This window comes from Nonomuraea sediminis (genome assembly GCF_018531495.1).
Lineage (GTDB): Bacteria > Actinomycetota > Actinomycetes > Streptosporangiales > Streptosporangiaceae > Nonomuraea > Nonomuraea sediminis.
Window position 1 is genome coordinate 89,326 of record NZ_JAHDTI010000023.1, and the last position, 25,623, is coordinate 114,948.

A 25,623-nucleotide genomic window follows, 5' to 3' on the forward strand; every position below is an offset into this window, starting at 1 on the left:
CCGCGCGGGCGCGGTGTTGGACCTCAACCGACGGCAGGGAGAGGTAGCCGTCGCGTGGACCTCAGGGTGCCAGGCGAGGCCGGCTCGCCCATGGAGACGGAGGAATCGTGGCGGATAGGAACCCCGGCGGGGCCGCGGGAGCCGCGGGCAGGGCACCAGCGGCCGACAGCGCGGATGCGATACGCAATGTCGTACTGGTCGGCCACTCGGGAGCGGGCAAGACGACCCTGATAGAGCAGTTGCTGGCGACGACGGGCACGACGCAGCGGGCCGGCCGGGTGGAGGACGGCAACACGGTCAGCGACTTCGACGAGGTAGAGGTACGCCAGCAGCGATCGGTCAACCTGGCTCTGGCGCCACTGGTGCACAACGGCATCAAGATCAACCTTATCGACACCCCCGGATACGCCGACTTCGTGGGCGACCTGCGCGCCGGGCTGCGGGCCGCCGACGCCGCGCTGTTCGTGGTGTCGGCCTCCGAAGGCATCGACGGGCTCACCCAGATGCTGTGGGAGGAGTGCGCCCAGGTCGGCATGCCCCGAGCCGTGGTGATCACGAAGATCGACCACCATCGTGCCGACTTCGACGAGGTACTCGCCACCTGCCAGGACGTCTTCGGCGACGGCGTCGCCCCCCTCTACCTGCCGGTCATCACCAACGGGCACGTCAACGGCCTGATCGGGCTGCTGTCGCAGAAGTTCTTCAACTACGCGACCGGCACCCGCACCGAGAACGAGCCTGGCCCCGAGTACGAGGCGCGTATCGAGGAGCACAGGGGCGTCCTGATCGAGGGCATCATCCAGGAGAGCGAAGACGAGTCGCTCATGGACCGCTACCTGGAGGGTGAGCCGATCGACACCAAGGTCCTCATCGAGGACCTGGAGAAGGCCGTGGCCCGCGGCAGCTTCTACCCCGTGCTCTGCACCGGCCTGGGCGTGGGCTCGGTGGAGTTGCTCGAACTGGTCACCCAGGGCTTCCCCGCGCCGCCCGAACACCCGCTCCCCGAGATCACCGACCTGGACGGCAAGCCCGTCAAGGGCGTCACCTGCGACCCCGACGGCCCCCTGGTGGCCGAGGTCGTCAAGACCACCAGCGACCCCTATGTGGGCCGGATCAGCCTGGTGCGCGTGTTCTCCGGCACGCTGCGCCCGGACATGACCGTGCACGTCTCCGGGCACGGCCTGGCCGACCGCGGGCACGAGGACCACGACGTCGACGAGCGCATCGGCACGCTGACCAGCCCGCTGGGCAAGCAGCAGCGCCCCATCAGCAAGGGCGTGGCGGGCGACCTCGTGGCCGTGGCCAAGCTGTCGCGCGCCGAGACGGGCGACACGCTGTCGGAGGTGGACCGCCCGCTGCTGATGACGGCCTGGTCGATGCCCGACCCGCTGCTGCCGGTCGCGATCAGGGCCAAGTCCAAGGCCGACGAGGACAAGCTGTCGCAGGCGCTGGGCAGGCTGGTGGCCGAGGATCCGACGCTGCGCCTGGAGAACAACGCCGAGACCAGGCAGCTGGTGCTGTGGTGCATGGGCGAGGCCCACACCGACGTGCTGCTCGATCGGCTGGCCAACCGGCACGGCGTGGAGGTCGAGCGGATCGACCTGCGGGTTCCGCTGCGCGAGACGTTCGGCGCCAAGTGCCAGGCCATGGGCAGGAACGTCAAGCAGACAGGCGGCCACGGCCAGTACGCCATCTGCCACCTGGAAGTCGAGCCCCTGCCCTCCGGCGGGGGTTTCGAGTTCGTGGACAAGATCGTGGGCGGCGTCGTGCCCCGGCAGTTCATCCCGTCGGTGGAGAAGGGCGTGCGGGCCCAGATGGAGCGCGGCGTGGTCGCCGGCTACCCGATGGTGGACGTGCGCGTCACGCTCTACGACGGCAAGGCGCACTCGGTCGACTCCTCCGACATGGCCTTCCAGATAGCCGGGCAACTGGCGCTGAAGGAGGCCGCGTCGAAGGTGCCGACCCTGCTGCTCGAGCCGGTCGACGAGCTGTCGGTGCTGGTCGCCGACGACTACGTGGGATCGGTGATGTCCGACCTGTCCTCGCGGCGCGGGCGGGTGCTCGGCACCGAGCCCGTGGGCACGGGCCGCACGCTGGTCAAGGCGGAGGTACCGGAGCTGGAGATCACCCGCTACGCGATCGACCTGCGGTCGATGTCGCACGGCACGGGCACCTTCCAGCGCGCGTTCCTGCGGTACGAGCCGCTGCCCCCACATCTGGCCGACAAGGTGGCGGCCACGGAGTGACACGACGGTTGAGCCGGGCTCCCACCCGGCTCAACCGTTACTTTCGTCACACGAACATCACGAATCGATTTCTTTTTTTGGGCCGAACCACGACGGGGGCGATGTCACACTGAGGAACCATGCGCACTGGACGTCCCCTGCTCGCCGCAGCCGCCCTAGCCGTCCTCACCACAGGCACCGCCTACGCCTTCGGGCCGGGATCGCACAAGAACCCCGCGCCGAAGCCCGCCGCCGCTTCCGCTCGTGAGTCCTGTACGGCCGACGCGCGCTTTCCCAAGCGGCAGCTGCGGGGTGTGTGGATCTCCACGGTGCACAACATCGACTGGCCCTCCCGGACGGGGCTGTCGGTCGACCGGCAGAAGGCCGAGTACGTCGCACTGCTCGACGCCGCCGTCAAGCGGCGGCTCAACGCGGTGTTCGTCCAGGTCCGCCCCGCCTCCGACGCCATCTACAGCTCGCCGTACGAGCCCTGGTCGGTCTATCTCACGGGTACGGCGGGCAAGGATCCGGGCTGGGACCCGCTGCCGTTCCTCATCGACCAGGCGCACAAGCGTGGCCTGGAGTTCCACGCCTGGTTCAACCCCTATCGCGCCGGCTACGACGACAAGGTCAAGAAGCTGCCCGCCAACCATCCGGCCCGGCAGCATCCCGACTGGGTCGTGAAATATGACGGCAAGCTCTACTACAACCCCGGGCTGCCCGCGGTGCGCGACCACGTGATCAAGGTCATCACGGACGTGGTGCGGCGTTACGACATCGACGGCGTGCACTTCGACGACTACTTCTACCCGTATCCGGGCGGGGGCGGGAAGTTCGACGACGCCGCCGCCTTTACAAAGTACGGCAACGGGAAGAAGCTGGGCGACTGGCGGCGGGCCAACGTCAACCAGCTCATCGCCCAGGTCGACAAGGCCGTCCACGGCATCAAGCGGTACGTGAAGTTCGGCATCAGCCCGTTCGGGATCTGGCGCAACAAGTCCGACGATCCGACGGGCTCGAAGACTGCCGGCATGTCCGCCTATGACTCGATTTATGCGGATGCGCGGGCGTGGATCAAGGCGGGCACGGTCGACTACGTGATGCCGCAGCTGTACTGGCCGCGCGGCTTCAAGGTGGCCGACTACCGGGCGCTGGTGCCGTGGTGGGCCGACGAGGTCAAGGGCACGGGCGTCGACCTGTACATCGGCCAGGCGCTCTACCGGGTCGGCACCAGGGACGACAAGGCCTGGACCAAGCCGGGCGAGCTGCCCGCGCACCTGACGTTCAACCGCTCCTACGACCAGGTGAACGGCGACGTCTACTTCAGCGCCAAGCAGCTGCTGACCAACCCGCTCGGCGTCATGGACCGCCTGGCCAGGAACCAGTACCCGCGCCCCGCCCTGCTGCCGCTGCTGAAGCACCGGGACCACAACGCCCCGGCCAAGCCCGCCGCCGCCAGGGCCTCGGGCACGACGATCTCCTGGAAGGCCACCCAGGGCGCCCGTTCCTACGCGGTCTACCAGGTCCCCAAGCAGGGCTCCACCTGCCAGCCGGTCGACGCCCGCAGCCTGGTCGCGGTCGTCACCTCCCCCGCCTACACGGCGCCGGCTCCCGGCACGTACCTGGTGACGTCGCTGGACCGCCTCCAGAACGAGAGCAAGCCCACCACCGTCAAGATCACCCTGACCTAGCCGGTACGGCGCGCCACCCCCGACCGGGTCGGCGAGCACCCTAGGCGCCTGGACCGCGAGAACGCCCCAGGCGCCGGGTCGGCGGGAATCTCGGCGAGCACCCAGGCACCTGGTCCGCGGACACCCCGTGCGGCACGCGCACCAGGCGCCGGGATGAGTCACGGCAAAGGCAGGCGCCCTGTACGACGGCGAGGATGCCACCGCAACCGGGTCCCAGGGTGTCGTAACGGCGGCCGACCGGCATCCGGTCAGCAGGCGTCTCCCTGGAGGGCCGCGACCCCGTGCGGCGGTTGGCGGCACGGCGGCCTGCCGTACAGCAAAGTGTCAGGACACCTCGGCCCAAGCACGGGCGAGGCCGGCGACCGCCTGGTCGAGGAGTGCGGGCGGGAGGGCGAAGCTGAGGCGCAGCCGGTCGCGGTGCCGCCCGTCGGGCGAGAAGAGCGTGCCGGGCGCGACCGCGACGCCGTGATCGCGGGCGATCCTGGCGAAGCGTTCGGCGTCCGTGCCGAGCAGGCGGGCCCACACCGACAGGCCGCCCGCGGGAGGCGTCCAGGTCCATGAGGGCAGGTGGGCGGACAGGGCGGCGGTGAAGTGGGCGCGCCTGGCGGCGAGTTCGGCCAGCCAGGGGCCGAGCGGGTCGGTGTCGAGCAGCAGCGTCGCCAGGCGCTGCGAGACGGCGCTGGTGGCCAGGTCGGCGTCGAGCTTGGCCTCGGTGAGGCGGGCGAGCAGCGCCTCGGGCGCCTCGAGCCAGCCGATGCGCAGCCCGCCCCACAGCAGCTTGGACAGCGACCCGACGATGACGGTGCCGTGCGGGTGCAGCGGGGCGAGCGGCTCCGGCGGGGCGACGTCGTGGACGAGCCTGGCCAGCGTCCTGTCCTCGACCAGCGTGACGTCGCGCGACCTGGCCAGCTCGGCGACGTGCCGCAGGTCGGGGACCGCGCCCGTCGGGTTCTCGACGCTCACCACGTAGACGAGCGCGGGCCGGTGGCGGTCGAAGGACTCCGCCACGGCCGCCGGGTCGGCGAGGTCCACGGCGACGGCGTGGGCGCCCGCCCTGCGCAGGATCGCCAGCATGCCGCCGTAGGTCGGGTCCCCCACCACGACCCGGTCGCCCGGCCGTACCAGGACGCGGACCGCCAGGTCGAGCCCCTGCTGCGCGCCGCCGGTCACCAGCACGTCGGGAGTGCCGGACAGCCGTGCGCGCAGGCGCGGGTCGCCCAGGGGGTCGTAGCCGTGGCCGCTGGGGGTGCGCACCAGGTCGCCGGGGTCTAGCGCGGGCAGGGTCAGGTGCGACGGGTCGGGCACCACCGAGGCCGACAGGTCCGCCACGACGGGTCCCGCCTGCAGCAGGCCGGTGAAGGTCGGCTTGTCCAGCAGGTACGTGCCGCTGCCGTGGCGGCGTTCGGCCAGGCCGTCGGCGCACAGGTGGTTGAACGCGGCCGCCACCGTGCCGCGGCTGAGCTCGACCGCCTGCGCCAGGTCGCGCTCGGACGGCAGGCGGCCCGCCAGTGCGCCGGTCTGCGCCAGGTCGATCAGGGCGCCCGCCAGGCGCCGGCTGGGTGCTTCCCTGCCCTGCCGCAGCCGGTAGCGGTCGCGGAGGAGGATCGCCAACTGGTCATCCATGGCACCAATTATTGACGAAGTGGGTCGATTGAGTCATCGTTTAGGAGCCACTTGAGGAGGTTCGTGATGCGGGAGTCCGAGTACATCTGGATGGACGGCGGCCTGGTGCCCTGGGCGGAGGCGCGGGTGCACGTGCTCAGCCACGGGCTGCACTACGGCACCGGCGTGCTGGAGGGCACCCGGGTGTACGAGACCGCCGACGGGCCGGCCGTGTTCCGGCTCGACGACCACCTGGACCGGCTCTACCGCTCCGCCAGGATCATCGGGATGAAGATCCCGTACTCCCCCGCCGAGCTGCGCGCCGCCACCCTGGAGACGGTCGCCGCCAACGGGCACCGGGCCTGCTACATCCGCCACCTGGCCCACTGGGGCTACGGCGAGCTGGGCATCGCCGCGCGCGGCTGCCCCACGTCGGTGTCGATCGCGACGTGGGAGTGGGAGCCGATGCTCGGCTCCGGCGTCCGGCTGATGACCAGCTCGTGGAAGCGCAACGACCCCAACGTCGTCCCCACGACCGCCAAGGCCACCGGGCCCTACCTCAACTCGGTGCTGGCCAAGGCCGAGGCGCTGGACGCCGGCTACGACGAGGCGGTCCTGCTCAACGCGCAGGGCTACGTCAGCGAGTGCACCGGCGCCAACCTCTTCATGGTCTCCGGCGGCGTCCTCACCACGCCCCCGCACAGCGCGGGCGCCCTCGAGGGCATCACCCAGGACACGGTCGAACGCCTCGCCGCCGACCTCGGCATCCCCACGGCCCGCCGCGACCTGCACCGCCACGACCTCTACACGGCCGACGAGGTCCTCCTGTGCGGCACCGCCGCCGGCGTCGTCCCCGTCACCTCCATCGACACCCGCCCCTTCGACGCCCCGGGCCCCCTCACCACCAAACTCACCGACGCCTACACCGCCACCACCACCGGCCACCTCCCCACCACCTGGCTCACCCCCATCCCCTAACCCCGCATCGACGAGAAGACGTACGGCAAAGCCCCGCCCAACACCCGGCGCACCACCCACCAGCGCCGCGACGGCAAGCATGCGAACGGCGGAACTAGGCGCGACGCATACGGCGAAGCCCAGCGCGACGTGGTGTACGGGGAGCCACCCTGCGGACGCGAGCCCACGTCGGCGGGTGGCGGTCACGTAGGCTCGCCGTACGGGAAAGACCCGCGACCATGCGGGGAAGAAGCGCGAGCGCGGAGAGCGAGCAAGCGCGAGCGTGGAAAGGCCCCGCCGGGAGGCAAGTGGGCGCGGTCGGTGGTGGGGAGATGAGACGATGGCCTGCCACGGATGTCGAGCCCGGGAGGTCATGCCGTGAGGCGGGCGCTGGTCGCGCTGGCCGTCCTGATCGGTCAGCTGCTGCTCGCTGGGGTGGCGCAGGCCGACGGGGTGGAAGCGAGCAAGGGGCGCGTCGCGCTCATCGGTGTGCCGGGGCTGCACTGGAACGACATCACCCAGGCCGACACCCCGAATCTGTGGGAGCTCGCTCGCTCGAGCGCGATCGGTTCGCTGTCGGTGCGCACGGTCGGCGGCGTGACCTGCCCGTACGACGGGTGGCTGACCGTGGCCGCGGGCATGCGGTCCGCCTCGGGCGGCAGCTGCGGCGCCCCGCCGATCCCCGAGCAGCGGGGCGCGGGCGCCGTCGTCCCCGGCTACACGAACCTGCCCGAGGCCAAGGGCGCCGGCACCCTGGGCGAGGCGCTCAAGACCGCCGGCACCTGCTCGATCGCGATCGGCCCTGGCGCCGCGGTGGCGCTGGCCGACCGGAGCGGCGCCGTGCCGCGCTACCACGCCTCGCCGCTGCAGGTGCGCGCCGCGGACCTGACGACGTGCCCGCTGGTCGCGATGGACGTCGACGACCTGATCCGCCCCTACCTGGCGGGCGGCACGATGCCGCGCGTGCCGGAGAAGCTGACCGCCGCCCAGCGCCGTGACGCGCTACGGCTGGCCGACGCGAAGGCGGGCGCGCTGCTGTCGGTGCTGCCCGCCGACACGACGGTGCTGCTCGCGGGCCTGTCCGACCACGGTTCCGTCCCGCACCTGCGGGTCGCGATGCTGCGTCAGCCCGGCGCGCAGGGGCGGCTGCTCGGCGCCGAGTCCACCCACCGCGAGGACATCTCGATCATCCCGGACCTGACCACGACCGCGCTGACCGACATGGGCGTCGCGGTTCCCCCGACTGTCGTGGGCGTCCCGCTGCAGGTGGGCAGTCAGGGCGCGGCGTTCGATCGGCTGCAGCGGGCCGACGCGACCGCGCAGGCGATCCGCTCGATCAAGGGCATCTACTTCACGGTCGTCGCCGTGCTGCAGGTGCTGTTCTACCTGATCGCGTTCCTACTGCTGCGCCGCCGCAAGGGCCTCACCTGGGTACGGCTGGCCGCGGTGGCCCTGGCCTCGCTCCCCGCCGCCAGCTACCTGGTCAACCTGCTGCCGTGGTCGTCGGTGACCGGCCTGGTGGCCGGGGTCCTCGGCTGGGCGGCCGTGATCACCGCGGTGGCCTTCGCGGGTCCGTGGCGGCGCAGGCCGCTCGGCCCGCTGGCCGTGGTGGCGGGCGTGACCGCGCTCACCCTGGCCGGCGACCTGCTGACGGGTACGACGCTGCAGCTCAACAGCGTGATGGGCTACACCGCCGAGGTGGGCGCCCGCTACTACGGGATGGGCAACATCCCGTTCGCGCTGCTCGCCACCGGCACGCTGCTGGTGGCCACGGTCATCGCCCACCGCTACCCCGGCCGGATCGGCGTCGCGGTGGTGGCCGGGCTCGGGCTGTTCGCCATGTATCTGGACGGGTCCGGCGTCGGCAGCGACTTCGGTGGCGTGATCGCGTTCGTGCCCGGGATCGCGGTGACCGCGCTGCTGATCGCGGGCAAGCGGATCTCGCTGGTCAAGCTGGCCCTGGCCGGGCTGGCGGGCGCGGTGATCGTGAGCGGCTTCGCCATCGTGAACTACCTGAAGCCGCCGGAGGAGCAGACGCACCTGGGCAGGTTCGTCGGGCAGGTGCTCAGCGGCGAGGCGTTCGACGTGATCTTCCGCAAGCTGATGGCGATGCTGCACACCCTGCTCAGCCCGAACCTGATGCCGGTGGTCATCGCCGCCACGGCCTTCCTGGTCTACGCGATCATGCGCCCCGAGCAGGCCTCGGCGGGCGCGGTCCCCGCGGCGTTCCGCCACTCGCCCGCCCTGAAGGCCGGCCTCATCGGCACGCTGGTCAGCGGCGTCGTCGGCATGCTGGTCAACGACTCCGGGGCGGCGATCCTGTCGATGGCGCTCGCGCTGGCCGTACCTCTGCTGCTGTCAGTCGGCATCGCCGCACTACCGCACGAGGATCAGCCGACCCCTAGCCCCAAAGAACCCCTACTACCAAGCCGGGCCTAGCCAGGGACGTGCTGCTCGGCCGTCCGGGGCGTCCGGGCTCGGACTCGGCCCTCCAGGCCCGGCGGCAAGTTCCCCTGTCGCGCCCGCGGCAGCCCCTTTGGCCGCCGGGCTCAGCCTCGGCCTGACGTTGGGCACCAGAGCTAGCTCGACCTGGGCTTGAGCACCCGAGCCTGAGCCCGATCGTCCCGGCCTGACCTCGGGCATCGGGGGCCGGCCTCGGTTGTCGTGGCCTGCCGTTGAGGTCTGGGTTTGGGCTGGGCGGCCGGGTTAGTTCCAGGCGTCGGCGAGTAGTTGGCGGGTGTCGCGTAGGAGTTGGGGCAGGACCTTCGTGTGGGCGACGACCGGCATGAAGTTCGTGTCGCCGCCCCACCGCGGCACGACGTGCTGATGCAGGTGCGCGGCGATGCCCGCGCCCGCGACCTCGCCGAGGTTCATGCCGACGTTGAAGCCCTGCGCACCGCTCGCCTTGCGCAACGCCCGCAACGACCGCTGGGTGAAGTGCGCCAGCTCCGCCAACTCCTTCTCATCCAGCTCGTCATAGTCCGACACATGCCGATACGGCACGACCATCAGATGCCCCGAGTTGTACGGGTAGAGGTTCAGCACAGCGTAGACAACCTCACCCCTGGCGACGATCAGACCCTCCTCGTCACTCAACTTCGGAATCGCGCAGAACGGGCACCCATCACCCGCCTCGGACGAGGTCGGCTTGTTCTCGCCCTTGATGTAGGCCATCCGATGCGGAGTCCACAACCGCTGAAAGTTGTCCCCTGCCTGATCGTGCATACCTAGCAGCATAGGGCCGCCCTCACCCACCCCACCCCGCCTCCCAACCCTCACCCCCGCGACGCGACACTTCACTGACGGCCCGCACAGCCCTTTCCCCGCGTGCGCTCTCACCCGAGCTTCTCTGGTACGGCAGGCCGCCGCCACCGCCCGCCCCCCGTACTTCGGCTGGGGACCCGTGCCCGGCGCTTCCGGCGAGTCGATACCACTCACCCACCGCAACGACGCCCCGTTGCCGCAGCACTACGGCCTCCGCGGCCCCTTCCCAACCACTGCCGAGCCCGTCGCCGTGGTGCTCCCCACCCCACCCCTCAGCGTTTCCCCCGGAGCACCGCCGTTCCTCAAAGCGCACCCACCACGGAGCCTCGCCCCGAGCACCCCGGCTCCCCACACCCCTTGCAATGCGGGCGCCACGTTCCCATGGTCGCCGTACAGAGCACCAGGCAACTGTCGTACTTCGCCTCTGCTGCCCCGGCTGTGGGGGCTCGGCGGGATGAGGACCGCCCGGACGGGGTCAGGGTTTCAGGCGCCGGGTCGGCGGGGTGGGGAGGTCGGCGCGCTGGGCGGCGGTGAGGGTAAGGGTTGTTCCAATGTGGTGGTGGGGTGGGGGGCGAAGGGAAGGAGGAGGGCATGGGATCGGGGGCGGTTCAGGGGGAATTGTGGGGGCGGGCGCCGGGCGCGTGGGCGCGGTGGCAGGAGGCGCAGACGCGGCCGCTGTACGAGGCGGCGCTCGAGGCGATTGAGCCCCTTGATGGGATGGCGTTGCTCGACGTCGGGTGCGGGGCGGGGCTTGCGTTGGCGATGGCAGCAGAGCGGGGTGCCCAGGCCTCGGGCGTGGACGCCTCGGAGGGGCTGCTGAAGCAGGCAGAGTTGGCGGCGCCGGGGGCCGAGTTGCATGAAGGGGACCTGGAAACCTTGCCGTTCGAGGCGGATCGGTTCGACAGGGTGACTGCCTTCAATTCGCTGCAGTACGCACAGGACCCCGAGGGGGCGGCGTACGAGCTGGCGCGGGTGGTCAAGCCCGATGGGCTCGTCGCCGTGGGGAACTGGGGTGATCCGTCGCGGTGCGAGACCGAGGTGCTCTTCCAGGCGTTGCGCGCGCTCGCTCCGCCGCCACCCGGCACTCCGGGGCCGCTGGCGCTCAGCGGGGCGGGGCAGCTGGAGGCGCTTCTGGCGAGTGCAGGGCTGGAGCCGGTGGGTGGTGGCGAGGTGACGCTCACCTTCTCTTATCCGAATCTGGAGGCGGCCTGGATCGGCCACTCCTCGGCGGGCCCGATCCAGCGGGTGATCGACGTGGCCGGTGAGGACGCCGTCCGCGACGCCCTGCACGCCGTCCTCGCCCCTAAGGCTCGCCCCGACGGCTCACTCCACGACCAGAACGTCTTCCGCTACGTCCTGACCCAGCCCATCCAACCCTAGCGCCCGCCCCTCTCAGTGCTTCCGCGGACAGCCCTCCGTACAGCTCGTCCTGCCGGGACCACGGGCCGGAACGCATCATGCCCTCGCTCGGACCCCGCGTCCCCCGGAGCCGTGTAGCCCGCCGTATGAAGGCGTTGGGGTCTTGGGGAGGTGGTGGCGGAAGGGGTGGGATGGGGTGATCGGCGGGGTTAGGGTGGGCGCATGACCGAGCAGCTGCAGGCTATGCCGGAGGACTGGCAGCGGGCGTTGGCCATCGTGGCGCATCCTGATGATCTGGAGTATGGGTGCGCGTCGGCGGTGGCTGTTTGGACGGCGCAGGGGCGGGACGTGTCCTACGTCCTCGCCACCAGGGGTGAGGCCGGCATCGACTCGCTGGAGCCCGCCAAGGCGGCGCAGGTGCGGGAGCAGGAGGAGCGTGCGAGCGCCGCTGTGGTCGGTGTCTCGACGGTCGAGTTCCTCGATCATCCTGATGGTGTGATCGAGTACGGCGTGCCGCTGCGCAAGGAGATCGCCGCCGCCATCCGCCGGCACAAGCCGGAGCTGGTGATCACGCTGAACCAGGAGGACACCTGGCGCGGCACGTCCTGGAACACCCCCGATCACAGGGCCGTGGGCCGGGCCGTGCTGGACGCCGCCGCGGATGCGGGAAACCGGTGGATCTTCCCTGACACCGAGGCGCCGGCGTGGAAGGGTGTGCGCTGGGTGGCCGTGGCCGGGGCTGCGGAGCCGACGCATGCCGTGGACGTCACCGACGGCCTGGAATTAGGGATTCGGTCGCTGCTCGAGCACAGGGCCTACATCGAGGCGCTGACCGACGAGGCTCCCGAGGTGTACGTGCGGGACCTGATCGAGGGCTTCACCGGCAACGCCGCCCCGAGCTTCGGCGGCCGCCCGGCGGTGACCTTCCGCCTGTTCACCATGTGACACCCGCAAGCCGCGTGACGCACACGCGCAACGCACCGGTCGCCAGGTGACGCCCGGCACCGGCACCACGTGACCCACGCAGGAGCCAGGCGATCCACCCACCAGCCCGCCCCACGATGCGCGTGCTCGCCGTCACGCGACCCACGCGGGGGCCGCGCGGTGGAAGGCCATATGTGTGGGGCTGCGGGCGAGGGGCCGTGCAGGAGCGTCGCAGAGCGAGGGGTGTCGTGCGGGTGGCGGCCGCTTAGAAGCCACGCGGCGCAAGGAATGTCGTGCGGATGGTGACCGCTTAGAAGTCGCGCGGAGCGACGGGTGTCATGTGGGTGGTGGCCGCTTTGGAGCGTCGCGGAGTGTCGTGGAGGTGGGCCTCCCTCGGGGTGCGGTCGTTCGCGACGTGCTCGGGGCTTCGCTCGCGGACGTGGTCTTCTGGGGCTTTGGGCGATATTTGGGCATGTCAGGGGTATTTCGGGATATTGGACGCGCTGTCTGACATATGCCTCGCGGGACTTTGCAGGCCTCGTCAACCCCTTGCTAGGGTTCGGTCCCTGCGGTGATCATCTCGTCACGTCCCGCAGCCCGGGCGGCCGTTGCGCGCGCCCGATCTCATTCCCCGAAAACCGAAAGGGACTTTCCCCATGGGCTCGAAGTCATGGCTCGCCGCCGTGCTCCTGTGCTTCTTCCTCGGCGCTCTCGGCGTGCACCGCTTCTACGTCGGCAAGGTCGGCACCGGCATCCTGCAGCTGATCACGCTCGGCGGCCTGGGCGTCTGGGTGCTGATCGACTTCATCATGATCCTGATCGGCAAGTTCACCGACAAGCAGGGCCAGCCCCTGGCCCGCTAGGAAGGACCCCGGCCGCGCCATGCGGGGCGCGGCCGGGAGGGAATCAGAGCCGCTGCTCGACCGCGTTGACGATCTCGGAGATCGCCTCGTCGATCGGCACGCCGTTCTTCTGCTCGCCGTTGCGGTACCGGAACGAGACCGCCCCGTTGGCGATGTCGTCGTCGCCGGCGAGCAGCATGTACGGCACCTTGGACTTCTGCGCGTTGCGGATCTTCTTCTGCATCCGGTCGTCGGCGGTGTCGACCTCGACCCTGATGCCCCGCTCGCGCAGCTTCTTGGCCACGTCCTGCAGGTAGGGCGCGTGCGCGTCGGCGATCGGGATGCCCACGACCTGCACCGGCGACAGCCAGGCGGGGAACGCGCCCGCGTAGTGCTCGACCAGCACGCCGATGAAGCGCTCGATCGATCCGAAAAGCGCCCGGTGGATCATGACGGGCATCTGCCGGGTGCCGTCGGCCGCCTGGTATTCGAGCTCGAACCGCTTGGGCTGGTTGAAGTCGAGCTGGATGGTCGACAGCTGCCAGGTGCGCCCGATGGCGTCCTTGACCTGGACGGAGATCTTGGGCCCGTAGAAGGCCGCGCCGCCCGGGTCGTCGACCAGCTGCAGCCCGGACTCCTCGGCCGCCTGGCGCAGCGACTCGGTGGCCTCGTCCCAGTCGGCCTGGTCGCCGATGAACTTGTCGGAGTCGTCGCGCGTGGACAGCTCCAGGAAGAATTCCGACAGCCCGAAGTCGCGCAGCACGCTGAGCACGAAGGACAGCAGCGACTTGATCTCGCCGCCCATCTGCTCCTTGGTGCAGTAGATGTGCGAGTCGTCCTGCGTCAGGCCGCGCACGCGGGTGAGCCCGTGCACCACGCCCGACTTCTCGTAGCGGTAGACGGTGCCGAACTCGCACAGCCGCAGCGGCAGCTCACGGTAGGAGCGCCCGCGCGCCCGGAAGATCAGGTTGTGCATCGGGCAGTTCATCGGCTTGACGCGGTAGTCGATGCCGTCAAGCTCGAAGGCCGGGAACATGTCGTCGGCGTACCAGGGCAGGTGGCCGGAGGTCTCGAACAGCGCTGACTTGGTCAGGTGCGGCGTGTTGACGAACTTGTAGCCCGCCTCCCCCTGCCGCTTGCGCATGTAGTCTTCCATCTCCTTGCGGATCATCCCCCCCTTGGGGTGGAAGACCGGCAGGCCGCTGCCCAGCTCCGGCGGGAAGCTGAACAGGTCGAGCTCGGCGCCGAGCTTGCGGTGGTCGCGCTTCTCGGCCTCCTCCAGCATGTGGAGGTACTGGTCCTGCTTCTCGCGGGACTCCCAGGCGGTGCCGTAGATGCGCTGCAGCTGCGGGTTCTTCTCGCTGCCCCGCCAGTAGGCGCCGCCGGTGCGCATCAGCTTGAAGGCCGGGATGGACCGGGTCGAGGGCACGTGCGGCCCGCGGCACAGGTCCTTCCACTGCAGCTCGCCGTCCTTGGGGTCGAGGTTGTCGTAGATCGTCAGCTGACCCGCGCCGACCTCGACGGATTCCTCCTGGTCGGCACCGCCCTTGAGCCCGATCAGCTCGAGCTTGTACGGCTCGGCCGCCAGCTCGGCCCGCGCCTCCTCGTCCGAGACGGGACGGCGGGAGAACAGCTGACCCTGCTTGACGATCTCCCGCATCCGCTTCTCGACGCGCTTGAGGTCGTCGGGGTGGAAGGCCTGCGGGACGTCGAAGTCGTAGTAGAAGCCGTTCTCCACGGGCGGGCCGATGCCCAGCTTGGCCTCGGGGAACAGCTCCTGCACCGCCTGCGCCATGACGTGGGCGGTGGAGTGGCGGACGATGGCCCGCCCTTCCTTGCTGGAGATCTCGATCGGCTCGACCTCGTCGCCCTCGCCCAGCACGTGGGCCAGGTCGCGGGGCTCGCCGTTGACGCGGGCGGCGATGACCGTACGCCCGTCGGCTTCGAGCGCGTCGCCGGCCGTCGTGCCGGCCGCCACCACACGCTCGGCTCCGGCGAGGGTGATGTGTAGCTCGGCAGACACGGCTTTCTCCCTTGAATAGTCGGTGGACACCGATGCTATCGCGGGTGAAACCCCAGCTTTGTCAGGTCCTCCCGGCTGCCGTGGAAGATGTTCCGATCGAGAGGGCTGTGAGAGTACTGGTGGATGGTCCAGTCTCGCCACGGGCTGGGCACCACGGGCTCGCCGCGCGGCTTGTGGGGAGCGGCGATCCACAGCGGGTACTCGCTCAGTCCCGCGCAGTTGCCCGCCCTGGCGAACGCTTCGAAGGTGTAGACGAAGGGCCGCACGCCCGCCTGGCGCTCGATGTGACGGCACCAGCGACGGGCGTAGCGGGCGACCCGCTCGGGCGGCAGGCCGTCGTTGCGCTCCAGGTCGAGCGCCACGAGGTCGCCGCGGCGCAGCCCGCCCGCCGACCTGAGCGTGCTCAGGAAGTGGCGCGCGTGTTCGTGCGGATCGCCCTTGGGCCTGGCGAAGTGGTAGGCGCCGCAGACCAGCCAGCTCTCCCGCATGCCCAGCCAGTTGCGGGCGAAGTACTTGTCGGTCCAGTGGCCGCCCTCGGTGGCCTTGGCGAAGGCGAAGTTCAGCCCCGCCTCGGCGTGACCCGCCCAGTCGACCGTGCCCTGCCAGTTGGATACGTCAATGCCATGCAGCACGCGCTTCACCTTGCCGGAGTTTAGGAGAGGGGCCTCCCATCGGCCGGGCGCCGCGCCGAATCAGCCCTTTCTGCCCTTCACGCCCAGTACGGCCAGCAGGACGCCCACCGCGGCGACTCCCAGCCCGATCCAGAACCACTGGCGTGCCCCGCTCATGAAGCTGCCGCCCACGTAGCCGAGCCCCTGCAGCACCCACAGGCCGCCGACGAGCACGAGCACGCCGCCGACGACCGCCAGGGCGGTCCTCACGTCAACTCCTTGAGGAACTCCCTGGTGCGGTCGGCCTTGGAGTAGATCGAGCCGATGAAGTCGGTGACGCCGGCCTCGGCCAGTTCGTCCAGCTGGGCCCGCACGGAGGCCTCGTCGCCCACGATGGCCACGTCGCCGGGGCCCTCGGCGCCCTCCTTGTCGAGCATCGCCCGGTAGGAGGGCAGCCCGCCGTACACCTGGAAGACCTCGTTGGCGCGGGCGCGCGCGCCGGCGGGGTCGTCGGTGACGCAGATCGGCAGGCCGCAGACCACGCGCGGCTCGGGGCGGCCGGCCTGCTCGGCGGCCTCGCGGATCCTGGGCGCCACGTGCCCGGCGACCGTCTTGGGGCCGGTCATCCACAGGACGGTGCCGTCGGCCATGGCGCCGGCCAGCGTCAGCATCCGGGGCGCGAGCGCGGCGATCAGCACGGGCAGCCCGGCGCCGGGCGTGGTGAGCCCGATGTTGGCCTTGACCGTCTCGCCCTCGAACTTGACCTGCTCCCCGCGCACCAGCGGCAGCAGGACCTCCAGGTACTCCTTCATGTGCCTGGCGGGGCGGTCGAAGCTGTAGCCGAACATGTGCTCGATGACGATCTTGTGGGACAGGCCGATGCCGAGCGCGAGGCGGCCGCCGAGCGCGGCGTTGGCGGTCATCGCCTGCTGGGCCAGCGCGGCCGGGTGGCGCGGGTAGGTGGGCACGACGGCCGTGCCGTACTCGATGCCGGGGATCTGTGTGCCGGCGGCGGCCAGCGCGGTGAGGGCGTCGAGGTGGAAGATGTTGGACAGCCACGCCGAGGCGAACCCGTCGGCGGCGGCGGCGGTGAGCTGCTCGCGCAGCGCGCCGATGGGGTCGTCCCCCTGGGGGACGTCGAGGAAGAGACCGACGCGCATCCGAACTCCATTCTGGTCGATGTGCGCAGTCTAGCCGCCGCGCTCTTCCCGCCGGCCTTCCTCCGGGGCTTCGACGCGGCGGATTTGTAAGCTTGGCCCCATGAGTCACGAGCGCGCGGGACAGCCCGCCCAACCGTCGGATCTGGTCGACGTCGCCAGGCTGGTGACCGCGTACTACGCGCTTCATCCCGACCCCGGCTCGGCCGCCCAGCGGGTGTCCTTCGGGACCTCCGGGCATCGGGGTTCGTCGTTGGACACGGCCTTCAACGAGGACCACATCGTGGCCACCAGCCAGGCCATCTGCGAGTACCGCGCCTCCCAGGGGATCGGCGGGCCGCTGTTCCTGGGGATCGACCCGCACGCCCTGTCGGAGCCCGCCAGGGTCTCGGCGCTCGAGGTCTTCGCGGCCAACGACGTGTCCGTGCTGATCGACGCGCGTGACGGCTACACGCCCACGCCGTCGGTGTCGCACGCGATCCTCACCCACCCGGGTTCGGACGGGGTGGTGATCACGCCGTCGCACAACCCGCCATCCGACGGCGGCTTCAAGTACAACCCGCCCAACGGCGGTCCCGCCGACACCGACGTGACCTCGCGCATCCAGGACCGGGCCAACCAGCTGCTCGCCGACGGCCTCAAGGGAGTGCGCCGCGTGCCGTACTCCAGGGCCCTGAGTACGGCGGGCCGCTACGACTTCGTGGACGCCTACGTCTCCGACCTGCCGTCGGTCATCGACCTCGACGCGATCCGGTCCGCCGGAGTGCACATCGGGGCCGATCCGCTCGGCGGCGCGAGCGTGGCCTACTGGCAGGAGATCGCCACGCGGCACCGGCTCGACCTCACGGTGGTCAATCCCCTGGTGGACCCCACCTGGCGGTTCATGACGCTGGACTGGGACGGCAAGATCCGGATGGACTGCTCGTCGCCGTACGCGATGGCCGGGCTCATCGCCGGTCGGGACGAATACGACATCTCCACCGGCAACGATGCGGACGCCGACAGGCACGGCATCGTCACGCGTGACGGGCTGATGAACCCGAACCACTACCTGGCCGTGGCGATCTCCTACCTGTACGCCAACCGCCCCGCCTGGCCGGCGGGCGCCGGGGTCGGCAAGACCATGGTCTCCAGCAGCGTCATCGACCGGGTCGCGGCCTCACTCGGGCGGGAGCTGTACGAGGTGCCGGTGGGCTTCAAGTGGTTCGTGGGCGGCCTGCTCGACGGCTCGCTCGGCTTCGGCGGCGAGGAGAGCGCCGGCGCCTCGTTCCTGCGCCGCGACGGCTCGCCCTGGTCCACGGACAAGGACGGCATCATCCTGGCGCTGCTGGCCTCGGAGATTCTCGCCGTGACCGGCAAGTCCCCCAGCGAGCACTACCGGGGTCTGACGGCCCGCTTCGGCGCGCCCGCCTACGCCCGGGTGGACGCCCCGGCGACCCGCGAGCAGAAGGCGGTCCTGGCCAAGCTGTCCGCCTCGCAGATCACCGCGTCGACGCTGGCGGGTGACCCGATCACCGACGTGCGGACCGCTGCCCCCGGCAACGGCGCCGGGCTGGGCGGCGTCAAGGTCTCCACCGCCGACGCCTGGTTCGCCGCCCGCCCCTCCGGCACGGAGGACGTCTACAAGATCTACGCCGAGTCCTTCAAGGGGCCCGACCACCTGGCCCTGGTCCAGGAGGAGGCCAGGGCCGTGGTCAACGCCGCGCTCTCCTGACGTCACATCCTGCGCAGGAAGGCGGTCCACTGCTGCCAGAACAGGGAGCCGCTCGTGCTGACGAACGGCTCCCGCTGCAGCTTGAGGCGGTACAGCGTGTCGAAGAGCGCGTCACTGCCCTGCATGTTGCCGAAGCTCGGCCTGGTCACCAGGCCCACGTAGACCTTGACCGCGGTCGCGTGGCCCTTGGCCTCGGCGATGAACTGGAACAGCGACCAGCCCAGCGAGTAGTTGAACGAGCGGTACTTGTCATCGTAGAAGTGCTCGTTGTTGGGCAGGTCCGCGCGGAGCAGGCCCTTGGCCAGGCCGTCACGGATCACCCACCTGTCGGAGGCGGCCGGGGTCCCGCGGTTCTCGATGTAGCGGGCGAATCCCTCGACGGCCCAGCGGGGCGCGGACAGGCTCAGGGACTTGCTCTTGTCCCCGTTCACCGGGCCCAGTTCGATGTCGACTTCCTGCACCGCCGCGGAGATCGCGTGGGTGATCTCGTGCTTCATCACCAGCAGCGGGTTGTCCGACTTCAGGGCGGACTTCATGTTGACCACGATGCGGGAGCCCGCGTAGTGGCCCGTGACGTTGACCTTGTCGGCGTTGGCGCCGAGCAGGGGGATCTCCACACCCTCCGACCAGTTGGGCGTGCCCGCGCCGAACCACTTCTTGTAGCTGGCGGGCCTGCCGGTCAGGAACAGGGCGAAGCCGGCGGGCGCCGGGTTGCCCAGCCAGTCGCGGCGCACCTCGGCGCTGGCCCTGGCGGCGACCTTGGCGTAGGCGTCGAAGTCGGGCACCGACCCGTCCGTGGCCAGGACCACGTCGCCCTTCTTGACCACGGTCAGCCGGGTCAGCTCCCACGGCGAGTCGTAGGTCAGCCCGTAGTCGTCGGTGACGGGCCCGACGTCGATCATCGTGTACTGCCCGTTCAGCATCGCGAACAGGTAGATGAAGTCGCTGGCGCTGCCGTCCCTGTCGACGCCGGCGAGCTTGGACACCAGGCGCACCTTGAAGCCGTCGGCGTCCTGCGGCAGCGTCTTCGCGTGGCGCTGGGGCTTGGCGACCAGCGGGCCGTCGGAGGGGCCGCTGGACAGCTGCAGCGTCTCCCACTGGAACTTGCGCAGGTTCTCGAACTGCAGCTTCTGGGCCGCCACGAGCGCGGCGTTGGAGGTGTCGACGCCGGCCAGCCAGGCCTGCTCGTCACCGGAGCGCAGCGCGGCGTTGCGGCGGTCGATGAAGCGCTTGACGTCGGCCTGCATGTCCGTGGCGTCGCGCGTCTTCTCCACCCCGGTCAGCCTGCCGGGCAGGCGGCACCCGCCCAGCAGGAACACCGAGCCGGTGAGCGTGATCAGGGCACGACGGCGTGTCAGCACGTAGACCTTCCTCCAAGGACGCTGATGGTCGGGCAGCGGGTCATGCGGTGGCGATCTACGGCTGCGCTCGAACGACGAGAAGGCTAGCCGAGTGATCCACGACCGCACGCACCGGGTCGGGTGTTACGCATGCCACCCGACGGCGGCCGGCGATCCGAGACGGAACACCGCGCAAGGTTCGCGTATCCCCGCATAACGCGCGCATAGCGAGAAACGGTCATCTGTAACATCTGCCTCGCTGGAGGTGCAAATGGAGTTCCGCGTGCTCGGACCGGTCGAGGTCCACGTCGACGGCCGGGCCGTGCCCGTTCCCGGTCCTCGGCGGCGGGCGCTGCTCGCGGCGCTGCTGCTCTCCCCCAACCGGCTGGTCACCGTGGACCGGCTGGTGGACGCGATCTGGGGAGAGGAGCCGCCGGCCTCGGCCGCGCCCAACCTGCGCCAGCACGTGACCGCGTTACGCCGGGCGCTGGGGTCGCAGTCGTCGCGGATCTCCGGACAGCCTGGGCGCGGCTACCGGATCGAGGTCCGGCCGGGGGAACTCGATCTCGACGTCTTCACCGACCTGGTGGCCAGGGGCCTTCCTGGGCAGGCGCTCGCGGTGTGGCGGGGCGAGCCGCTGCAGGACCTCCCGCCGCATCCGGTCTTCACCTCGGCGGCCGCCCGGCTGGGCGAGCGCCGGCTCGCCGTACTGGAGGACTGGTTCGAGGCCAGGCTGGCCGCCGGCGAGCACGACGAGCTCCTTCCCGAGTTGCGCGCCCAGGTCGTCGAGCATCCGCTGCGCGAGCGCGCCTGGGCGCTGCTGATCCGCGCCCTGCACCAGGCCGGCAGGCAGGGCGACGCGCTGGCCGCCTACGCCCAGGCCCGCGGCGTCCTGGCGGACGAGCTCGGCGTCGATCCCGGCCCAGAACTCCAGGAACTGCACGCGCGCGTGCTCTCAGGGCCGGAGGTGACCTGGGTTCCCAGGCAGCTGCCGCCCGCCGCCGGCCACTTCACCGGCAGGGACGCGGCGCTGGCCTCGCTCGACCGGCTTGCCGGGGAGGGCTCGGCCGTCGTCATCGCGGTGATCGACGGCGGGGGCGGTGTGGGCAAGACCACGCTGGCCGTGCACTGGGCGCACCGGGCCCAGGCGCGCTTCCCCGACGGGCAGCTGTACGTGGACCTGCGCGGCTTCGACGCGACCTGGCCGGTCCTGGCTCCGGCCGATGCCGTACGCGGCTTCCTGGAGACCTTGGGCGTGCCCGCCGAGCGGATCCCCGCCACCCTGGAGGCGCGGACAGCGCTCTATCGCAGCCTGCTCGCCGATCGCCGGGTGCTCGTCGTGCTCGACAACGCCCGCGACGCCGAGCAGGTCAGGCCGCTGCTACCGGGCTCGCCCGGCTGCATGGCGCTGGTGACCAGCCGCAACCGGCTGCCGGGGCTGGTGGCGGCGCAGGGCGCGCACCCGCTGTCGCTGGACCTGCTGTCGGTCGACGAGTCCCGTGAGCTGCTCGCCCGCCGCCTGGGACGGGCCCGCGTCCAGGCCGAGCCGGACGCGGTCGAGGAGATCATCGCCCGCTGCGCCCGGCTGCCGCTCGCGCTGGCGGTCATCGCCGCCCGTGCCGCAGGCCGGCCGGGCTTCCCGCTGGCCGCGCTGGCCGCCGAGCTGCGCGAAACCGCCGGCCTGCTCGACGCCTTCGACGGCGAGGACGTGGCCACCCAGGTACGGGCCGTGCTGTCCTGGTCCTACCGGGCGCTGGGCGAGGACGCCGCGCGGCTGTTCCGGCTGTTCGCCGTGCACCCGGGACCCGATCTGGGCCTGACAGCTGCGGCCTGCCTGGCCGGGGTCCCGCCGCGGCGGGCCCGGCTGCTGCTGGCCGAGCTGACCCGCGCCCACCTCGTCATCGAGCACGTGCCCGGCCGCTACACCTTCCACGACCTGCTGCGCGCCTACGCCACCGAACTGGTGGACGTCCGCGACCCGCTCGCCGAACGCCAGGCCGCGCTGCGCCGCCTGTTCGACCACTACCTCCATACGGCCTGCGCCGCCGCCCGGCTGCTGAGCCCGCACCGGGAGCCCATCGCGCTGGCTCCGCCCGCGCCCGGCGTCACCCTGGAGGAGCCCGCGGGCCACCGGTGGGCGCTGTCCTGGTTCGCCGCCGAGGACGCCGTCCTGCTCGCCACCATCACGCGGGCCGCCGAGACGGGTCACGCCACCCACGCCTGGCAGCTGGAGTGGGCGGTCTCGCCGTACCTGGACCGTCGTGGGCGCTGGCACGAGCAGGTCGCCATCCAGAAGGCCACGCTGGCGGCCGTGCTGCAGGAGGGCGACCTGGCGGGGCAGGCGCACACCCACCGCAGCCTCGGCTGGACCTGCACGCGCCTCGACCGGCACGCCGACGCCCACGCGCACCTCAGGATCGCACTGAAGCTGTACGGCGAGCTCGGCGACCGCATGGGCCAGGCACACACCCACGGCAACCTGTCGGGCGTACTGGAACGGCAGGGCCGCCCGCGTGACGCGCTCGGCCAGGCCCAGGCGGCGCTCGACCTCTACCGCGCCGCGGGGCACGCGGCGGGGCAGGCCAGGGCGCTCAACGCCGTCGGCTGGCTGCACGCCCTGCTCGGCGACCACGCCCAAGCCCTCGAACACTGCCAGGCGGCCCTCGCGCTGCACGAGGAGACCGGTGACAGGCACGGGCAGGCCACGACGTGGGACAGCCTGGGCTACGCCCATCACCACCTCGGCGCCCACCGGCGCGCCATCGCCTGCTACGAGCAGGCCCTCGACCTGTTCCGCGAGGGCGGCGACCGCTACAACGAGGCCGACACGCTCACCCACCTGGGCGACGCCCAGCACGCGGCGGGAAACCTCGCCGCCGCCCGCCAGGCCTGGCGCCACGCCCTCGACATCCTCCACGACCTCGACCACCCGTCCGCCGCGGCCATCCACGCCAAACTCCTCGCCCCACCCGAGCAGCACTCCCGCCCCTGACCGCAGGTCACTCACCCGCCGCACCATCACCGACCGGTCCTCGGCCGAAAGCTCGGGAAACGCGCCGGGCCGTTTGCTACAAGACCGCAGGTGGGAGGGGGCGTAGCGTTTCGCGTATGGGGGAGATGCGGATCGGGATCGGGTTGCCCGCGGCCGTGCCGGGGGCCGACGCGAGCAGGTTGGGGTGGTGGGCGGGTGAGAGTGAGCGGGCCGGGTTCGCGTCCGTCGGGGTGATCGATCGGCTGGTCTACGACAACGTGGAGCCGTTGACCGCGCTGGCCGCCGCGGCTGCGTGCACGGGGCGGGTCGAGCTCGTGACGACCGTGCTGAACGTCGGGTGGCGCAACAACCCGGTGCTGCTGGCCAAGCAGCTGGGGTCCGTGGAGCTGATCTCCGGGGGACGGCTGACGGCGGGGCTCGGGCTGGGCGGATGGCCCGAGGACTTCGTGGTCAGCCACGCCCCCCGTCCCCGCAAGGCGCTGTGGGAGGCGACGTTGCGGACGATGCGCGACGTGTGGGCGGGGAAGGTCAGCGGCGCGGGCGGGCCGATGACCGCGCTGCCCGAGGGACGGCCGGCCCTGATGTTCGGCGGCATGGTGCCCGCGGCGTTCCGGCGGGCGGCCGCGCACGGGCAGGGATGGGTGGCGCCGCTGTTCGGGCTGCAGCAGTTGCGCGAGGGAGTGCAGGCGATACGGCGGGCATGGGCCCACGCCGGCAGGGCCGGGCAGCCGCGGATCATGACCGGGCGGTATTTCAGCCTCGGGAAGGACCCGGACGACTACATCCGCCACTACTACGGCGACGCCTACTTCGGGATGGTCAGGGCCGACACGCTGACCACGCCAGGGGAGCTCGCGGCCGAGCTGGCACGGCTGGAGGAGGCCGGCGCCACGGACGTGGTGCTGTATCCGACCTCGCCGGAACCGGATCAGATCGGACGGCTGGCCGAGGCGCTACCCGCCTGACGGGCCGAGGACCGGCGTGAGAACCGGGTCGACGCCAGTGCGGCCGAGATCGGCCCGGCGCCCGGCTTCGACGCCGTCGCGGTAGCCGGTGCCGCTGGTGCGCGGGACGCTGACCCGGATCCGCGGGTACTGCTCGGCCACGGCCCGGTCCACCTCGGCGCCGCGGTCGGCCAGGACCAGGGCGGTGCCGGGTGCGGCCTCGGCGACGGCCGCCGACTCCGCCGCGCGCAGCAGCCGGTAGACCTCGTCGGTGAAGCCGAGCAGCCACGAGCGCCGGTAGGCGCGCACAGTGGTCACGGAGGGCGGCAGCCGTACCCGGGTGAGGCCCGCGGCCATCTGCAGCAGCAGCGAGGTGGCGAGCAGGTCGGCGCGCTCCAGGTCGGCGGCGAAGCCGAAGATGTGCACCCGCTGGCCGCCGTCGCCGCGCCCGATGAGCAGCGGGCGGCAGCGGACGGCCTGGGCGACGAGCGAGACGAGCCTGGCCTTCTCGCGCGCCCACGGGTTGGGCAGGGTGACGATCCGGTTGGCGGGGGCCCGCCGGAGGGGCTCGGCGTCGACCGACTCGATGCCGTACTTGGCCATGAGCGCGGAGGCCGCCGCCATGAAGGTGGCGCGCTCGTGCTCGTTGTCGGTGCGTTCGGCCTTGGCCAGCAGCTTCCTGACGCGATCGAGCGTGCGCTCCCTCAACCGGCTCCCCGCCTTCAGGACTTGGTCAGCACCCGCCCGTCGTCGGAGATGGCGGGGAAGGCGCCGGTGTCGACTATGCCGTGCTGCTGGTAGAGGGCCTCGATCAGGGCGTGGGCCGCAGGCTCCAGCTTCCACAGGGCACGATACTCGCGCGCGCTGGCCAGCGAGATGCCGATCTCCTGCGCGATGTCGACGGTGCGCGGCACGATGCCCTTGGCGATCTGCCGGTCCCAGAACTCGCGGGCGGAGCGCATCAGCGCGGCCCGCTCGGCGGTGCTGACGACCTGGGGCGTGGTGTCGAACACGGCGATGTCCTCGTCGTCGTCCTTGACGAGCTCGACCAGGGCCGGGGGCAGGGCGGGCCTGGCGGGCACCGGCGCGGCCTCGGGCTCCGGCTCCCAGGGGACGCGCGGGTCGGCGTCGATCAGGGCGTTGGTGTTGTACAGGGCGGCGATCTGGGCCAGCAGCGCCTCCTGGCGCTGCTGGTCGACGGCCAGCCCCGTGTGCTCGACCGCCTGGTCCATGGCCTTGTCGAGCTTGCCGAGCGCGGCGCGGACCTTGCGCTCGGAGGCGCCGCCGTCGCGCAGCGCCTTGGCCTTCTTGGCGGCCAGGGCGACGCGGGTGAGCCTGCGGTGGGCGTCGACCTCGCTGGCCGTACGGTCGCTCACCTCGGCCAGGCCGACGCGGACCAGCAGCCGCTCGGGGGTGAGGCGCCAGTTGATGCGGCCGGTGCCGCGGATGCGGTGGCGCTCGATGGCCATGCCGCGCTCCCACAGCCAGGCCGCCACCAGCGGCGCGGCCAGACGGAAGACCGCCTCGGGCAGGCTGCGCGCGTCCATGCTGGACAGCACCGCGGTCAGGCAGGTCAGCGCCCACACGGCGATGCCGTCGATGCCGGCGGAGAAGTTCTCCCGCATGTTGCGCCTGGCCCGCACGGCGCTGGTGATGATGGCGACCTCGATGAAGGCGAACAGCAGCAGCCGCAGCGGCCCGTTCAGCCCCAGCACGTCGCCCGAGAAACGCCACATGCCCTGCGCGGACACGCCCGTCGCGATCGAGGCGGCCACGACGGTGAGGATGTCCTCGATCGGGCGCACCGCGACATAGCGGGCGATCAGCCAGGAGGCGCCGCGCCAGACGATCCTGACGGCGAAGTACAACAGGGCCAGCCCAACCAGGCCGAGCACGGCGATGACGGCGGTGGCGACGGGCTTGTCCGATACGAAGGCAGCTATTTCCTCGAATGTGGGCATCAGTCACTATCCGTGAA

General features: G+C 71.3%; 19 protein-coding genes. 10 read left to right on the forward strand and 9 right to left on the reverse strand.

All coding sequences use genetic code 11. The features are described 5' to 3' along the window. Positions 1-107 precede the first annotated feature (107 nt). Complete coding sequence (locus KIK09_RS53915; protein WP_214327406.1) at positions 108-2,246, forward strand: elongation factor G-like protein EF-G2; 2,139 nt, start codon at positions 108-110, stop codon at positions 2,244-2,246. 119 nt (positions 2,247-2,365) lie between these two features. Beyond that, on the forward strand, positions 2,366-3,916 hold the full coding sequence (locus KIK09_RS53920) for a glycoside hydrolase family 10-like protein (protein ID WP_214327407.1): 1,551 nt from the start codon (positions 2,366-2,368) through the stop codon (positions 3,914-3,916). Between the two features lie 324 nt (positions 3,917-4,240). Here KIK09_RS53920 and KIK09_RS53925 read toward each other — a convergent pair whose 3' ends face one another. Then, positions 4,241-5,539, reverse strand: coding sequence for an aminotransferase-like domain-containing protein (locus tag KIK09_RS53925; RefSeq protein WP_214327408.1), 1,299 nt, complete (start codon positions 5,537-5,539; stop codon positions 4,241-4,243). Positions 5,540-5,605: 66 nt separating this feature from the next. On the opposite strand from KIK09_RS53925, the gene KIK09_RS53930 reads away from it, so the two are divergent. Further along, entirely contained in the window at positions 5,606-6,496 is an 891-nt protein-coding gene (locus tag KIK09_RS53930; RefSeq protein WP_214327409.1) for a branched-chain amino acid transaminase, read from the forward strand. Positions 6,497-6,853: 357 nt separating this feature from the next. Then, the gene (locus tag KIK09_RS53935; RefSeq protein WP_214327410.1) at positions 6,854-8,914 is read left to right on the forward strand and encodes a hypothetical protein; all 2,061 of its coding nucleotides are present in this window, start codon (positions 6,854-6,856) and stop codon (positions 8,912-8,914) included. Positions 8,915-9,181: 267 nt separating this feature from the next. On the opposite strand, the gene KIK09_RS53940 is transcribed toward KIK09_RS53935, so the two are convergent. After that, entirely contained in the window at positions 9,182-9,700 is a 519-nt protein-coding gene (locus KIK09_RS53940) for an HIT family protein (protein ID WP_250575309.1), read from the reverse strand. Positions 9,701-10,303: 603 nt separating this feature from the next. Here KIK09_RS53940 and KIK09_RS53945 point away from each other — a divergent pair. From KIK09_RS53945 to KIK09_RS53955, 3 genes are all read left to right on the forward strand, one after another. After that, on the forward strand, positions 10,304-11,119 hold the full coding sequence (locus KIK09_RS53945; protein WP_214327412.1) for a class I SAM-dependent methyltransferase: 816 nt from the start codon (positions 10,304-10,306) through the stop codon (positions 11,117-11,119). Between the two features lie 201 nt (positions 11,120-11,320). Next, the gene (locus KIK09_RS53950) at positions 11,321-12,043 is read left to right on the forward strand and encodes a PIG-L deacetylase family protein (protein ID WP_214327413.1); all 723 of its coding nucleotides are present in this window, start codon (positions 11,321-11,323) and stop codon (positions 12,041-12,043) included. 635 nt (positions 12,044-12,678) lie between these two features. Then, positions 12,679-12,885 carry a TM2 domain-containing protein gene (locus tag KIK09_RS53955; RefSeq protein ID WP_214327414.1) on the forward strand — a complete coding sequence of 69 codons (207 nt, stop codon included), beginning with the start codon at positions 12,679-12,681 and terminating at the stop codon, positions 12,883-12,885. A gap of 43 nt (positions 12,886-12,928) precedes the next feature. On the opposite strand, the gene thrS is transcribed toward KIK09_RS53955, so the two are convergent. From thrS to KIK09_RS53975, 4 genes are read right to left on the reverse strand one after another with little or no spacing between them, the layout of a single operon-like run. After that, on the reverse strand, positions 12,929-14,887 hold the full coding sequence (thrS, locus tag KIK09_RS53960) for a threonine--tRNA ligase (protein ID WP_214327415.1): 1,959 nt from the start codon (positions 14,885-14,887) through the stop codon (positions 12,929-12,931). Between the two features lie 35 nt (positions 14,888-14,922). After that, positions 14,923-15,519, reverse strand: a complete 597-nt coding sequence (locus tag KIK09_RS53965) for a glycoside hydrolase family 25 protein (RefSeq protein WP_214327416.1) — start codon at positions 15,517-15,519, stop codon at positions 14,923-14,925. 60 nt (positions 15,520-15,579) lie between these two features. Beyond that, a complete protein-coding gene (locus KIK09_RS53970; RefSeq protein ID WP_214327417.1) occupies positions 15,580-15,768 on the reverse strand; it encodes a hypothetical protein in 189 nt (62 codons plus the stop codon). Beyond that, positions 15,765-16,658: a TIGR03564 family F420-dependent LLM class oxidoreductase gene (locus KIK09_RS53975; protein ID WP_214327418.1), complete on the reverse strand. Its 894-nt coding sequence runs from the start codon at positions 16,656-16,658 to the stop codon at positions 15,765-15,767. Before KIK09_RS53975 ends, KIK09_RS53970 begins: the two co-directional genes overlap by 4 nt. A gap of 100 nt (positions 16,659-16,758) precedes the next feature. Between KIK09_RS53975 and pgm the strand changes: the two genes are divergently transcribed. Beyond that, positions 16,759-18,369 (forward strand): phosphoglucomutase (alpha-D-glucose-1,6-bisphosphate-dependent), encoded by a 1,611-nt coding sequence (gene pgm / locus KIK09_RS53980; protein WP_214327419.1) that lies wholly within the window; start codon positions 16,759-16,761, stop codon positions 18,367-18,369. A 2-nt stretch (positions 18,370-18,371) separates the two neighbouring features. Here the strand turns inward: pgm and KIK09_RS53985 are convergent, their stop codons facing one another. Further along, positions 18,372-19,730, reverse strand: coding sequence for a hypothetical protein (locus KIK09_RS53985; protein ID WP_214327420.1), 1,359 nt, complete (start codon positions 19,728-19,730; stop codon positions 18,372-18,374). 250 nt (positions 19,731-19,980) lie between these two features. On the opposite strand from KIK09_RS53985, the gene KIK09_RS53990 reads away from it, so the two are divergent. Together KIK09_RS53990 and KIK09_RS53995 are read left to right on the forward strand one after the other, a co-directional pair. Then, a complete protein-coding gene (locus KIK09_RS53990; RefSeq protein WP_214327421.1) occupies positions 19,981-22,701 on the forward strand; it encodes an AfsR/SARP family transcriptional regulator in 2,721 nt (906 codons plus the stop codon). A 116-nt stretch (positions 22,702-22,817) separates the two neighbouring features. Next, entirely contained in the window at positions 22,818-23,666 is an 849-nt protein-coding gene (locus KIK09_RS53995; RefSeq protein WP_214327422.1) for an LLM class flavin-dependent oxidoreductase, read from the forward strand. On the opposite strand, the gene KIK09_RS54000 is transcribed toward KIK09_RS53995, so the two are convergent. Both KIK09_RS54000 and KIK09_RS54005 read right to left on the reverse strand, forming a co-directional pair. Then, the gene (locus KIK09_RS54000) at positions 23,655-24,353 is read right to left on the reverse strand and encodes a DUF2786 domain-containing protein (protein WP_214327423.1); all 699 of its coding nucleotides are present in this window, start codon (positions 24,351-24,353) and stop codon (positions 23,655-23,657) included. The two genes, KIK09_RS53995 and KIK09_RS54000, sit on opposite strands and share 12 nt — an antisense overlap. A gap of 14 nt (positions 24,354-24,367) precedes the next feature. Next, the gene (locus KIK09_RS54005) at positions 24,368-25,606 is read right to left on the reverse strand and encodes a hypothetical protein (protein WP_214327424.1); all 1,239 of its coding nucleotides are present in this window, start codon (positions 25,604-25,606) and stop codon (positions 24,368-24,370) included. Positions 25,607-25,623: the final 17 nt, after the last annotated feature.